This window comes from Arthrobacter sp. SlRoot2-15 (genome assembly GCF_059739345.1).
In genome coordinates this window covers 684962-697450 of sequence record NZ_AP046058.1, presented here as the reverse complement: position 1 = coordinate 697450, position 12489 = coordinate 684962, and the positions used below count along the sequence as shown (strand labels likewise).

Sequence of the window (12489 nt, the reverse complement as noted above, 5' to 3'; positions counted from 1 at the left end):
TCGCTCGTTCCTCGCTTAGACGCACGCTTCCGAATGCCCCCGCGCTGCCGCTGGCGTCGGCGACGCTGAGCAACCCGCGAGACTGCCGGGTCCGGAGATTTTCCGGACCCGACAGTCGCGTTTGGTGAGGTGGGTGCTCCGGCGGTGGGACGGACATCCTGCCGGCTGCGTCTAAGCGAGGAACGAGCGAACAGCCAAAGGATTGTCCGGCCCGGCGCCGGACGGTAGCAGCATGCGAACCCACGTAGACTGGGACGGAAAATAATCCGTACCTTGCAGGGGAGATCCATGGCTGCGATCAACCGCGACGACGTCGCGCATCTCGCGCGTCTCGCGCACATCGAGATGAGTGCTGAAGAGCTGGACAGGATGGCCGGCGAACTCGCCGTCATCGTGGACTCGGTTAAGTCCGTTAGTGAAGCCGCCGGTGATGACGTCCCGGCCACGTCGCACCCGATCCCGCTGACCAACGTGTTCCGCGAGGACGTGGTGGGCCACACCTTTACGGCCGAGCAGGCGCTTTCCGGAGCCCCCGACGCGTATGAGGGCCGTTTCAAGGTCCCGGCAATCCTGGATGAGGACTAAGACCATGACTGAAACCCACGCCGAACTGTTCCGCCTCTCCGCCGCCGCGCTCGCCGAGAAGCTCGCCGCCCGCGAGGTCACCGCCGTCGAGGTCGTCCAGGCGCACCTGGACCGGATCGCCGCCGTCGACGGCCAGGTCAACGCCTTCCTGCACGTCAACGCCGAGGAAGCCCTCGCCGTCGCCGCCGAGGTGGACGCCATCCGCGCCGCGGGAGGCGCCGCCGCCGAGGGCCTGCACGTGCTCGCCGGCGTCCCGATCGCCGTCAAGGACCTGATCGTCACGATCGGACAGCCCACCACCGCCGGCTCCAAGATTCTCGAGGGCTGGCACAGCCCCTACGACGCCACCGTGGTGGAGCGCCTCCGCGCCGCCAAGATGCCGATCCTGGGCAAGACCAATCTGGACGAGTTCGCCATGGGTTCCTCCACCGAGCACTCCGCGTTCGGCCCCACCCACAACCCGTGGGACCTGGAGCGCATCCCCGGCGGCTCCGGCGGCGGCTCCGCTGCCGCCGTCGCGGCCTTCGAAGCCCCGCTGGCCCTCGGCACGGACACCGGCGGGTCCATCCGCCAGCCCGGCGCCGTCACCGGCACCGTGGGCGTCAAGCCCACCTACGGCGGCGTCTCCCGCTACGGCGCCATCGCCATGGCCTCCTCGCTGGACCAGATCGGCCCGGTCTCCCGCACCGTGCTGGACTCGGCCCTGCTGCACCAGGTGATCGGCGGCCACGACCCGCGCGACTCCACCTCGCTGCCGGACCCGCTCGAGGACCTCGTGGCCGCGGCCCGGACCGGCAACGTCGAGGGCATGAAGATCGGCATCATCAAGGAACTCCACGGCGAGGGCTACCAGGCCGGCGTCGAAAACCGCTTCAACGAGGCGCTGGAGCTGCTCAAGGGCGCCGGCGCCGAGATCGTTGAGGTCTCCTGCCCCAACTTCAAGTACGCCCTCGGCGCGTACTACCTGATCATGCCCTCGGAGGCTTCCTCCAACCTCGCCAAGTTCGACGGCGTCCGGTTCGGCCTGCGGGTGCTGCCCGAAGAGGGCCCGCTGACGATCGAGCGCGTGATGGGAGCCACCCGCGCCGCGGGCTTCGGCGACGAGGTCAAGCGCCGCATCATCCTGGGCACCTACGCCCTGAGCGCCGGCTACTACGACGCCTACTACGGCTCGGCCCAGAAGGTGCGCACCCTGATCCAGCGCGACTTCGACGCCGCGTTCGAACAGGCCGACGTGCTGATCTCCCCGACGGCGCCGACCACGGCGTTCAAGCTCGGCGAGAAGCTCAACGACCCGCTGGCGATGTACCTCAACGACGTCGCCACCATCCCGGCCAACATGGCCGGCGTCCCGGGCCTGTCCCTGCCCGGCGGCCTCGCCGACGAGGACGGACTGCCCGTCGGCGTCCAGCTGCTGGCCCCGGCCCGCCAGGACGCCCGGCTCTACCGCGTCGGCGCCGTGCTCGAGTCGCTGCTCGAGGCGCAGTGGGGCGGCCCGCTGCTGGATAAGGCCCCCGACCTAAACAACGCAGCCTTGAGCCACGGAGGTTCACACTAATGACTGACGCAACCCTCAGCTTCGAAGAGGCGATGGAGAAGTACGATCCCGTGCTGGGCTTCGAGGTCCACGTGGAGCTCAACACCAAGACCAAGATGTTCTCCTCCGCGCCGAACGTGTTCGGCGACGAGCCGAACACCAACGTCAACGAGGTGGACCTCGGTATGCCCGGCGTGCTGCCGGTGGTGAACAAGACCGCGATCGAATCCTCCATCAAGATCGGTCTGGCGCTGAACTGCAAGATCGCCGAGACCTGCCGCTTCGCCCGGAAGAACTACTTCTACCCGGACACTCCGAAGAACTTCCAGACTTCGCAGTACGACGAGCCGATCGCGTACGACGGCTACCTGGACATCGAGCTCTCCGACGGCACCGTGTTCCGCGTCGAGATCGAACGCGCCCACATGGAGGAGGACGCCGGCAAGCTCACCCATATGGGCGGCGCCGCCGGCCGGATCCAGGGCGCGGACTACTCCCTCGTGGACTACAACCGCTCGGGCGTGCCGCTGGTCGAGATCGTCACCAAGCCGATCGAGGGCGCCGGCAGCCGCGCCCCCGAGTTGGCCAAGGCCTACGTCGCCGCGGTCCGCGAGATCGTCAAGAACCTCGGCGTCTCGGACGCGAAGATGGAACGCGGCAACGTCCGCTGCGACGCCAACGTCTCGCTGCGCCCGCACGGCCGCGAGCGTTTCGGCATCCGCTCGGAGACCAAAAACGTCAACTCGCTGCGCGCCGTCGAACACGCCGTCCGCTACGAAATCCAGCGGCACGCCGCCGTGCTGGACTCCGGCCTGCCGGTCATCCAGGAGACCCGGCACTGGCACGAGGACACCCGCTCCACCACCTCGGGCCGGCCCAAGTCCGACGCCGACGACTACCGCTACTTCCCGGAACCGGACCTGGTCCCCGTCGTCGCCTCCCGCGAGTGGGTCGAGGAACTCCGCGCCACGCTGCCCGAGCCGCCGGCCGCCCGCCGCAAACGCCTGCAGGCCGACTGGGGCTACTCGGACCTCGAATTCCGCGACGTCGTCAACGCCGGCGTGATGGACGAGATCGAGGAAACCATCGCCGCCGGCGCCACCGCCACGGTGGCCCGCAAATGGTGGATGGGCGAGATCGTCGGCCGCGCCAAGAACGCCGACGTCGACCCCGGCCAGCTCGGCGTCGCCCCGGCCACCATCGTGGAACTGAACAAGATGGTTGAGGACGGCAAGATCAACAACAAGATGGCCTCCGAGGTCCTGGACGGCGTGCTCGCCGGCGAGGGCACCCCGGCGGAAATCGTAGAAAAGCGCGGCCTCGCCGTGGTCTCCGACGACGGCCCGCTGCTCGAAGCCATCGACGCGGCCCTCGCCGCACAGCCCGGCGTCGCGGACAAGATCCGTGGCGGCAAGCTGCAGGCGATCGGCGCGATCGTCGGCGCCGTGATGAAGGCCACCCGCGGCCAGGCCGACGCCGGCCGCGTCAAGGAGCTGGTCCTGGAGCGCCTCGGCGTCGAAGGCTAGCCCCTAGACACCCACCAAGTCGGTCATGATGGTCTGCAGCGCCTCGCAGACCATCATGACCGATCTGCGTTTAAGGTTCTCCGGCCGGGCCAGGATGTCGATCCGGCGCCGGGTGCTGATGCCTTCCAGCGGGCGCAACACAATGTCAGGGTTCAGCACGGGCCGCGCGGTGTGCCGGGGCAGCAGCCCGATCACGCTGCCGGCCGCCACCAGCGCCGCCACCGTGGAGTAGTCGTTGATCCGGTGCACAATGTTCAGCTCGCGGCTGGATACGGCGGCGACGGCGGAGAGCACGTCCGCGGGGGAGTAGCCGGTGTGGCTGGTCACCCACGGTTCGCCGACGACGTCGTCCGCGCTCACCGCGCGCTGGCCGGCGAGCCGGTGGCCTGCCGGCAGTGCCACGTCCAGCGGCTCGTGCGCCAGCGGGATCACCGCCACCCGTTCCACCGGCCACCGCGGGCTGTGGTCCATCCGGTGCGCGAGGACCAGGTCATACCGGGCCGTCAGCGCCGGGAAATCCTGCTGGGCCACGTCCTCGTCAGAGAGCTGGATCCGCGGCTGCCCGGGCTCGGCCAGCAGCCGGGCCAGCGGGGCGAACAGCGCCTGGCCCGCGCTGTGGAACCCGCTCAGCGTCACCGGCGCCACCGGGGAGCCGTGGTACGCGCCGATCGCCGTCCTTGCGTCCGCCATCGCACTGACGACGGCGGCCCCGGCGTCGGCGAGCACCTGGCCGGCCTCGGTGAGGACGAGGTTGCGGCCCTCCTTGCGGGTCAGCGGCACCTCGACGGACCGCTGCAGGGCAGCCAGTTGCTGCGACACCGCGGACGGCGTGACCAGCAGGGTCTCCGCGACGGCCTTGACACTGCCCAGGGCCCCGAGTTCGCGGAGCATTTCGAGCTGGTGGATTTCCATGCCCCCATCCTAGAGGTAAGCAATTCCTAAATCGTCGATTGAGAAAAACTCGGTTGTGCTAACGCTTTCGGGCCGGTCTAATGAGGTGGGTTGTCCCACACGATCGCATCCTCCGGGTGCGTCCCACACAGTAGCCACCCCCACAGTTAGGCAGGCCCATGAAGGCTCTCTACAAGTCCGGCGCCCACGCGGGATTCGAACTCGTCGACCGCCCGGAGCCGGAAACCGGGGCCGGGGACGTCAAAATCCGGGTCATCACCACCGGCATCTGCGGCACGGACCTGCACATCCAGTCCTGGGACGCCTGGGCGCAGGGCATCATCAACGCCCCGCTGATCGCCGGCCACGAGTTCTACGGCGAAGTTGTGGAGGTTGGCGAGGACGTCCTGGACGTCAAGGTCGGCGACCGGGTCTCCGGCGAGGGCCACATTGTCTGCGGGATCTGCCGCAACTGCCGCGCCGGCCGCAAGCAGATGTGCATCAACACCGTCAGCGTCGGCGTCCAGCGCGACGGCGCGTTCGCCGAATACGTCGTCATCCCGGAAACCAACGTCTGGGTCCACCACGACCCCTCCGTGACCCCGGAGCTCGGCGCGATCTTCGACCCGTTCGGCAACGCCGTCCACACCGCCCTGAGCTTCCCGCTGGTCGGCGAGGACGTGCTGATCACCGGCGCCGGGCCCATCGGCCTGATGGCCATCGCCGTCGCCCGCCACGCCGGGGCCCGGAAGATCGCCATCACGGACGTCTCCGCCCCGCGGCTGGAGCTCGCCCGGCAGCTCGGCGTCGACCTCGCCATCGACGTCTCGAAGATGCGCGTCAAGGACGCCCAGCGCGAACTGGGCATGCGCGAGGGCTTCGACATCGGCATGGAAATGTCCGGCCACCCCACCGCCCTGCCTGAGATGATCGACAACATGAACCACGGCGGACGGATCGCGATGCTGGGCCTGCCCAGCCAGTCCATCGACATCGACTGGGGCAAGGTGGTCACGCACATGCTGACCATGAAGGGCATCTACGGCCGCGAAATGTTCGAGACCTGGTACGCCATGAGCGCCATGCTCTCCTCCAACCCCGTGCTGCACGCCAACATCTCCGCCGTCGTCACGGACACCCTGCCCGCCTCGGACTGGGAAAAGGGCTTCGAAATCGCCCGCGCCGGTGTGGGCGGCAAGGTCGTGCTCGACTGGACCTGCTTCTAAGCCCCGTTTTCCGGTACCGTACAAAATTCACCCCAGCTGAGGAGCGCACCACCATGTATTCAGCCATCAAGGACCAGCTGCAGCACGAACTCGACGAGATCCGCAGCGCCGGTTTGTTCAAGACCGAGCGGCACATCGACTCGCCGCAGGCCAGCCACATCAAGGCGGGCCAGCTCGGCCAGGGCAGCGCCGAGGTGCTGAACTTCTGCGCCAACAACTACCTGGGCCTCGCGGACCACCCGGAGATCATCGCCGCCGCCAAGGCCGCCATGGACGAGCGTGGCTTCGGCATGGCCAGCGTCCGCTTCATCTGCGGCACCCAGGACCTGCACCTGGCCCTCGAGGAGCGCGTCTCCAAGTTCCTCGGCACCGAGGACACGATCCTGTTCTCCAGCTGCTTCGACGCCAACGGCGGCGTGTTCGAGTCGCTGTTCGGCCCCGAGGACGCCGTCATCTCCGACGCCCTGAACCACGCCTCGATCATCGACGGCATCCGGCTCTGCAAGGCCCAGCGCTTCCGCTACGCCAACCAGGACATGGCCGACCTCGAGGCCCGGCTGATCGAGGCCACCACCCAGCAGAACCCGGCCCGCCGCAAGATCATCGTCACCGACGGGGTCTTCTCGATGGACGGGTTCCTCGCCCCGCTCGAGGCGATCTGCGACCTCGCCGAGAAGTACGACGCCCTGGTCATGGTGGACGACTCCCACGCGGTCGGGTTTATGGGCGCCACCGGCGCCGGCACCCCAGAACACGCCGGCGTCTCGGACCGGGTGGACATCTACACCGGCACCTTCGGAAAGGCCCTCGGCGGCGCCTCCGGCGGCTACGTCTCCGGCCGGCGCGAGGTCATCGCCATGCTCCGGCAGAAGGCCCGGCCCTACCTGTTCTCCAACTCGCTGGCGCCGGCCATCGTCGCCGCCACGCTCAAGGCCCTGGACCTCGTGGAGAACTCGGGCGAACTGCGCGGCAAGCTCTTCGCCAACGCCGAACTCTTCCGCCGCCGGATGGGCGAGGAAGGCTTCGAGTTGCTCGACGGCGAACACGCGATTGTCCCGGTGATGTTCGGCGACGCCGTGATGGCGGCCAAGGTGGCCGACGCGATGCTGGCCCACGGCGTCTTCGTCACCGCGTTCAGCTACCCGGTGGTGCCCAAGGGTGCCGCCCGCATCCGCGTCCAGCTCTCCGCCGCGCACAGCACGGACGACGTCGAGCGCTGCGTCCAGGCGTTTGTCCGCAGCCGCGAGGCCGTAGCCGCCGCGGCATAGGGGCCTAAAAGTACTGACGTGGCCTCCTGCCGGGTGCAAGGATGGAGGCATGTCAGCTAAATACGATGTTGTGATCGTCGGCGGCGGCATCGCCGGCTTGTCCCTCGCCTCCGCCCTCGCCGGCAAATGCAGCGTGGCCCTGGTCGAAGCCGAGCAGTCGCTGGGCTACCACACGTCCGCGCGCTCGGCCCGGCAGCTGATCCCCAGTTACGGCCCGCCCGTGGTCCAGGACCTGACCATGCGCACCCTGGAGCTCATCGGCACCCACGAAGGCACCCGGCCCGAACCCGTGCTGTCGCCGCGCCGGTTCATGCTGATCGGGGACGAGGAGACCGTCCAGCGGCAGGCCAGCGGCTTTATGCACCGGATCAGCCATGCCGAGGCCCTGGAGATCTGCCCCGCGCTCAAGCCGGCGTCCTTCACGGCGGCCGGCCTGGATTCCGGGTCCTTTGCCTGCAACGCCTCGCTGCTGCTGGAGGACCACCGGGAGCGGGCCGTCGAGGGCGGCGTCGACATCATCACCGGCGCCCGGGTCCACTCGGCGCAGCGCCTCGGCACCGGCTGGGAGCTCGGCGCCGGGCAAGAGGGCCTCGAGGCCGCCGTTGTGGTCAACGCCGCCGGCGCCTGGGCGGACGAGTTCGCCGTGCTCAGCGGCGTCGAGAAACTCGGACTCCAGCCCTACCGGCGCACCGCGGCGATTGTTGACGTCGAACACCCCCTCCCGCAGGGGTGCCCGATGGTGGCGTCGGACAGCTTCTACTTCCGGCCGGACGGGCGGCGGCAGGTGCTTATTTCGCCGTCGGAAACCGTGCCGAGCGGGCCCGAGGACGCCCAGCCGTACCCCGGCGACGTCGAGGCGCTGATCACCCGGCTCAACGACGTCACCACCATGGGGATCGGCAGCGTCCGCCGGGCCTGGACCGGACTGCGGACCGAAGCCGCCGACGGCGTCCCCGTGGTGGGGTTCGACGCCGAGGCCGCCGGGTTCTTCTGGCTCGCCGGCCAGGGCGGCTACGGCTTCCAGACCTCCTCCGGCATCGCCGAACTGGCCGCGGAACAGATCCTCGCCGGGCAGGGCTCCGGCGCGCCGTTCCCGGCCGACAGTCCGGCATCCCGGACAGCCGCGGCACTGGCCGCAACGCGGATGTCGATCCGGGGCTGAAGAATGGAACCATGAGCACCCTGATCACCAACATCGCCGAACTGATGACCCAGGACACCGAGCACCGGGTCCTCAAGGACGCGGCGGTCGTGATCGAGGGCGAACGCATCGCCTGGCTCGGTGCCGCCGCCGGGGCCCCCGCGGCCGACGACGCCGTCGACGCCGGGCACCGCGCGCTCCTGCCCGGCTGGGTGGATTCGCACACGCACCTGATTTTCGCCGGCGACCGGACCGCGGAGTTCGAGGCCCGGATGGCGGGGGAGGGCTACAGCGCCGGCGGCATCGCCGTCACCACCGGCGCCACCCGGAGCACCAGCGATTTCGACCTCACCCGGCTGGCGCTGGGCCGCGTGGCCGAGGCTGTCGCGCAGGGCACCACCTACCTGGAGACCAAGACCGGCTACGGCCTGGACGTGGACAACGAGGCCCGCAGCGCCCGGATCGCGTCCACCGTCGCGGACGAGGTGACCTACCTCGGTGCGCACCTGGTCCCGGACGGCATGGACGCCGAGGAGTACACGGACCTGGTCTGCGGGCCCATGCTCGCCGCGGTCCGGCCGTACGCGCGCTGGGCCGACGTCTTCTGCGAACGCGGCGCCTTCAACGAGGACCAGTCCCGCCGCGTGCTCCAGGCCTGCCGGGAGGCCGGACTGGGCCTGCGCGTGCACGGCAACCAGCTCGGCGAAGGCCCCGGCGTGCGGCTGGCGGTCGAATTCGGCGCCGCGAGCGTGGACCACGTGAACTACCTCTCCCGCGGGGACGTCCACGCCCTCGCCGACAGCTGGTCCGGCTGGGAGGCGGCGGCCGGCGCCGGCGAGCGGGGCACGGTGGCGACCTGCCTGCCGGCCTGCGACCTTTCCACCCGGCAGCCGCTGGCGCCCGGCCGGGAACTGCTCGACGCCGGCGTCCAGCTGGCCCTGGCTTCCAACTGCAACCCCGGCACCTCCTACACGAGCTCGATGGCGTTCTGCGTCACCACCGCCGTGCTGCAGATGCGGCTCAGTGTGCACGAGGCCGTCCGGGCCGCGACCTACGGCGGAGCGCTGGCGCTGGGCCGGGAGACCGGGAACGACGTCGACGGCCAGCGGGCCGTGGGTTCCATCGCCGTCGGGCACCGGGCGGACCTGCACCTGCTTAACGCCCCGTCCGCCACGCACCTGGCGTACCGGCCGGGGATGCCGCTCACCCACGCCGTCTGGCGCGCCGGGGTCCGCGCCCGCTGACCGGCCCGCCCAGGAGGCCAAGGAGGAATGCACATGGCCGGCTTCGCCAGGGAACTCGCCATCATGATCGATCTGGTGCGCGCCAAACACGGCGGGGAACGGGCCCTGGCCCGGCGCCGGGACGCCCGGCTGGCCGCCCTGGTGGCCTTCGCCCGCACCGCCTCCCCGTTCTACCGGACGCTCTACCGCGGCCTGCCGGCCGGGGACATCCAGCTCCGGGACCTGCCCCCGGTCACCAAGCCGGAGCTCATGGCCCGGTTCGACGACTGGGTCACCGACCCGGCCGTCACCCGGGCGGACCTCGAGGCTTTTGTGGCCGATCCGTCGCTGGTCGGCACCCGCTATCGGGGCCGCTACTTCGCCTGCACCAGCTCCGGCACCACCGGCCACCCCGGCCTGTTCGTGCATGACCCCGACGCCGTCGCCTGCTACCGGGCCCAGGGCGTCCGGATCGTCGGGTCCGCGCTCGACGCCCGCCGGCTGCTCGCGATGCTGCGGCGGGGAATCCGCGCCGCCGTCGTGGTGGGCGCCGGCGGACACTTCGCCGGAGTGGTCTGGCTCGAGGCCGAACGGCGCCGCAGCCGGGGCCGCCGCCGCGCCTACCGGCTGTTCTCCGTGCAGCAGCCGCTGGAGCAGCTGGTGCAGGCGCTCAACGACTTCGACCCGGCCCTCGTGGTGGGCTACCCCAGCGCGCTCGAGCTGCTGGCCGGGGAACAGGACGCGGGCCGGCTGCACATCCGCCCCGTGATCGTGGAGTCCAGCGGCGAATCCCTGGGCGACCCGCAGCGACTCGCCGCGGCGCTCGGCGGCGCGGTGCACAACGTCTACGCCGCCTCCGAGTTCACCCCGATCGCCCTGGACTGCCCCCGCGGCTGGCTGCACGTCAACAGCGACTGGGTCATCCTCGAACCGGTCGAGGCGGACTACCGGCCCACCCCCGCCGGGCAGCCGTCCCACACGGTGCTGCTGACCAACCTCGCCAACCGGGTCCAGCCGCTGATCCGCTACGACCTCGGCGACTCCGTGGTCGCCAAGCCCGGCCCCTGCGAGTGCGGCAACCCGCTGCCGGCCATCCGGGTGGCCGGCCGGCACGACGACGTCCTGCACCTGGACAACGGCCGCGGCGCCACGGTGAGCGTACTGCCGCTGGCCATCACCGCCCCGGTGGACGACGCGCCGGGGGTCCACCGCTGCCAGCTGGTCCAGACCGGGCCCGTGACCCTGCGGGTGCGGCTCCAGCCGGAGCCCGGCGCCGCGGCGGAGACGGTGTGGCAGGATGTGGCGGCGAAGCTGGCCGGCTTCCTGGCCGGCCAGGGCCTGGCGAACGTGGAGCTGGTCCGTGCGGAGGAAGCTCCGGAACAGAGCGGGCCCAGCGGGAAGTTCCACCAGGTGATCGCCCTGAAGGAACCGCCCGCGGGCTAGGCAACCACCGGCTGGAAGAACGGCGGCTAGAAGAACATCGGCGGCGCGTCGAGCACGGTCTCGTCCACGCGGCGCTCCTCCCACTGGCTGAACGGCTTGTCCAGCTCGTACTTGCCCTCCGCGGAGCGCAGCAGGGTGCGGATCTCGGCGTTGTCCGGGTTGTTCAGCGACTCGAAGTACTCCACCGACCAGTGGAACCAGCGCATGCAGAACAGCCGCATGGTCAGGCCGTGGGTCACGAACAGGGCGTTGGGCGCGTAGCTCGGCTTGGACCAGTGCCGGTACAGGGTCTCCATAAAGGAGGAGATCCGGTCGTAGACGTCGGAACCGGACTCGCCCTCGCGGAAGCGGTAGAAGAAGTGCCCGTAGGCGTTGCGGAGCTCCTTCTGGTCCTCGATGTCGCCGGCAATCTGGAAGTTCGCCCAGTCCTGCTCACGCAGCCGGGGCTCCTCGATCACGCGTTCGGTGAGCGGGCCCAGCTTCAGCGCCTCGAGGGTCTGGTAGGCGCGCAGGTAGGGGGAGACGTAGACGCACACCTGCTGGCCGTCCAGCTGGCGCCGCAGCTGCTCGCCGGCGGCCGTGGCCTGCTCGACGCCGAGCGGGGTCAGCGGGATGCGGTAGTCGGGCACCCGGTTGTAGATAGAGGTGTCGGCATTGGCCGCGGACTGGCCATGCCGGACCATGAAGATTCTCCCGGGCGCGCTCACAGCCCAAGCATAGGCACGTGCAGTCAACATCCGGGAACGGCAGGCAAGATAGGAACATGTTGGTTCCCTCCCGCCGTCGGCTGCGGCTTGAAGTCTGGATTGTCCTGGGGCTCTCCCTCGGGCAGTCGGCGGTGTATTCGGTGGTGCAGCTGCTGGACAAAATGACCAGGGCGCCGCTGGCGCAGGGGACCTCGACGCTGAACCGCTCGCAGAGCAGCCGCGAATACTTCGACCTCACCTACCAGCTGCTGGACATCCTGTTCGCCCTGGTCCCGGTGGTGCTGGTGATCTACTTCCTCACCGAACACCGGCCCGCCGGACTGGCCCGCGGCGCTCTCACAGGCGGCACCGGTGCCTCGGCATTCCGGAAACTGGGTTTCAACTTCGCCCGGCCCGGCAAAGACCTGCTCCAGGGCCTGGGCCTGGCCGCGCTGATCGGGATCCCGTCGCTGGGCCTCTACGCGGCCGGCCGGGCGCTGGGGATTACGACGGCGATCATCCCCAGCGCGCTGGACTCCTACTGGTGGACGGTGCCGGTCCTCATCCTTTCCGCCGTCCGGCACGGGATCGTGGAGGAAGTGATCGTGGTGGGCTACCTGCTGGACCGGCTGGGCAAATTCGGCTGGGGCATGCCGCTGGCAATCTTCGCCAGTTCCATGCTCCGCGGCAGCTACCACCTGTACCAGGGCTTCGGGCCCTTCATCGGCAACGCCATCATGGGTGTCATCTTCGCGCTCATCTATACAAGGACGCGCAGGGTGATGCCGCTGGTGATCGCGCATGCGCTGCTGGACATCGTCGCCTTCGTCGGCTTCAGCCTGTTCGGCAAGGCCATCGGACTGGGCTAGCGCAGCACAAAGCAACGCGGGGTCACTTAGCGCCCGTCCGGATGCCTCGGACCGGCCGTAAGTGACCCCGTGTTGCACCAAAACGGGTCAAGTC

General features: G+C 69.7%; 11 protein-coding genes. 9 read left to right on the top strand and 2 right to left on the bottom strand.

Annotated elements, in window-relative coordinates:
• Positions 1 to 288: 288 nt before the first annotated feature.
• The 3 genes from gatC to gatB are packed head-to-tail and all read left to right on the top strand — an operon-like array spanning position 289 to position 3648.
• Entirely contained in the window at positions 289 to 585 is a 297-nt protein-coding gene (gene gatC, locus AC6I9V_RS03265) for an Asp-tRNA(Asn)/Glu-tRNA(Gln) amidotransferase subunit GatC (protein ID WP_175323093.1), read from the top strand.
• A gap of 4 nt (positions 586 to 589) precedes the next feature.
• A complete protein-coding gene (gene gatA / locus AC6I9V_RS03260) occupies positions 590 to 2143 on the top strand; it encodes an Asp-tRNA(Asn)/Glu-tRNA(Gln) amidotransferase subunit GatA (RefSeq protein ID WP_497898332.1) in 1554 nt (517 codons plus the stop codon).
• A complete protein-coding gene (gatB, locus tag AC6I9V_RS03255; RefSeq protein ID WP_497898331.1) occupies positions 2143 to 3648 on the top strand; it encodes an Asp-tRNA(Asn)/Glu-tRNA(Gln) amidotransferase subunit GatB in 1506 nt (501 codons plus the stop codon). The genes gatA and gatB overlap by 1 nt, the downstream gene beginning before the upstream one ends.
• A gap of 3 nt (positions 3649 to 3651) precedes the next feature.
• Here gatB and AC6I9V_RS03250 read toward each other — a convergent pair whose 3' ends face one another.
• A complete protein-coding gene (locus tag AC6I9V_RS03250; RefSeq protein ID WP_497898330.1) occupies positions 3652 to 4560 on the bottom strand; it encodes a LysR family transcriptional regulator in 909 nt (302 codons plus the stop codon).
• Between the two features lie 158 nt (positions 4561 to 4718).
• On the opposite strand from AC6I9V_RS03250, the gene tdh reads away from it, so the two are divergent.
• The 5 genes from tdh to AC6I9V_RS03225 are packed head-to-tail and all read left to right on the top strand — an operon-like array spanning position 4719 to position 10840.
• A complete protein-coding gene (gene tdh, locus AC6I9V_RS03245; protein ID WP_497898329.1) occupies positions 4719 to 5765 on the top strand; it encodes an L-threonine 3-dehydrogenase in 1047 nt (348 codons plus the stop codon).
• A 53-nt stretch (positions 5766 to 5818) separates the two neighbouring features.
• Positions 5819 to 7033 (top strand): glycine C-acetyltransferase, encoded by a 1215-nt coding sequence (locus AC6I9V_RS03240; protein ID WP_497898328.1) that lies wholly within the window; start codon positions 5819 to 5821, stop codon positions 7031 to 7033.
• Between the two features lie 49 nt (positions 7034 to 7082).
• Entirely contained in the window at positions 7083 to 8195 is a 1113-nt protein-coding gene (locus AC6I9V_RS03235) for an NAD(P)/FAD-dependent oxidoreductase (protein ID WP_497898327.1), read from the top strand.
• An 11-nt stretch (positions 8196 to 8206) separates the two neighbouring features.
• Positions 8207 to 9418, top strand: a complete 1212-nt coding sequence (locus AC6I9V_RS03230; protein ID WP_497898326.1) for an amidohydrolase family protein — start codon at positions 8207 to 8209, stop codon at positions 9416 to 9418.
• A gap of 33 nt (positions 9419 to 9451) precedes the next feature.
• Positions 9452 to 10840 carry a phenylacetate--CoA ligase family protein gene (locus tag AC6I9V_RS03225; protein ID WP_497898325.1) on the top strand — a complete coding sequence of 463 codons (1389 nt, stop codon included), beginning with the start codon at positions 9452 to 9454 and terminating at the stop codon, positions 10838 to 10840.
• A 26-nt stretch (positions 10841 to 10866) separates the two neighbouring features.
• Here the strand turns inward: AC6I9V_RS03225 and AC6I9V_RS03220 are convergent, their stop codons facing one another.
• Complete coding sequence (locus tag AC6I9V_RS03220) at positions 10867 to 11523, bottom strand: histidine phosphatase family protein (protein WP_349412660.1); 657 nt, start codon at positions 11521 to 11523, stop codon at positions 10867 to 10869.
• Between the two features lie 80 nt (positions 11524 to 11603).
• On the opposite strand from AC6I9V_RS03220, the gene AC6I9V_RS03215 reads away from it, so the two are divergent.
• Positions 11604 to 12395 (top strand): CPBP family intramembrane glutamic endopeptidase, encoded by a 792-nt coding sequence (locus AC6I9V_RS03215; RefSeq protein ID WP_497898324.1) that lies wholly within the window; start codon positions 11604 to 11606, stop codon positions 12393 to 12395.
• Positions 12396 to 12489: the final 94 nt, after the last annotated feature.

Excerpts from the sequence above, each read along its gene's own strand:
- gatC (WP_175323093.1), top strand. The coding sequence starts at position 289 with ATGGCTGCGATCAACCGCGACGACGTCGCGCATCTCGCGCGTCTCGCG.
- gatA (WP_497898332.1), top strand. The coding sequence starts at position 590 with ATGACTGAAACCCACGCCGAACTGTTCCGCCTCTCCGCCGCCGCGCTC.
- gatB (WP_497898331.1), top strand. The coding sequence starts at position 2,143 with ATGACTGACGCAACCCTCAGCTTCGAAGAGGCGATGGAGAAGTACGAT.
- AC6I9V_RS03250 (WP_497898330.1), bottom strand. The coding sequence starts at position 4,560 with ATGGAAATCCACCAGCTCGAAATGCTCCGCGAACTCGGGGCCCTGGGC.
- tdh (WP_497898329.1), top strand. The coding sequence starts at position 4,719 with ATGAAGGCTCTCTACAAGTCCGGCGCCCACGCGGGATTCGAACTCGTC.
- AC6I9V_RS03240 (WP_497898328.1), top strand. The coding sequence starts at position 5,819 with ATGTATTCAGCCATCAAGGACCAGCTGCAGCACGAACTCGACGAGATC.
- AC6I9V_RS03235 (WP_497898327.1), top strand. The coding sequence starts at position 7,083 with ATGTCAGCTAAATACGATGTTGTGATCGTCGGCGGCGGCATCGCCGGC.
- AC6I9V_RS03230 (WP_497898326.1), top strand. The coding sequence starts at position 8,207 with ATGAGCACCCTGATCACCAACATCGCCGAACTGATGACCCAGGACACC.
- AC6I9V_RS03225 (WP_497898325.1), top strand. The coding sequence starts at position 9,452 with ATGGCCGGCTTCGCCAGGGAACTCGCCATCATGATCGATCTGGTGCGC.
- AC6I9V_RS03220 (WP_349412660.1), bottom strand. The coding sequence starts at position 11,523 with ATGGTCCGGCATGGCCAGTCCGCGGCCAATGCCGACACCTCTATCTAC.
- AC6I9V_RS03215 (WP_497898324.1), top strand. The coding sequence starts at position 11,604 with ATGTTGGTTCCCTCCCGCCGTCGGCTGCGGCTTGAAGTCTGGATTGTC.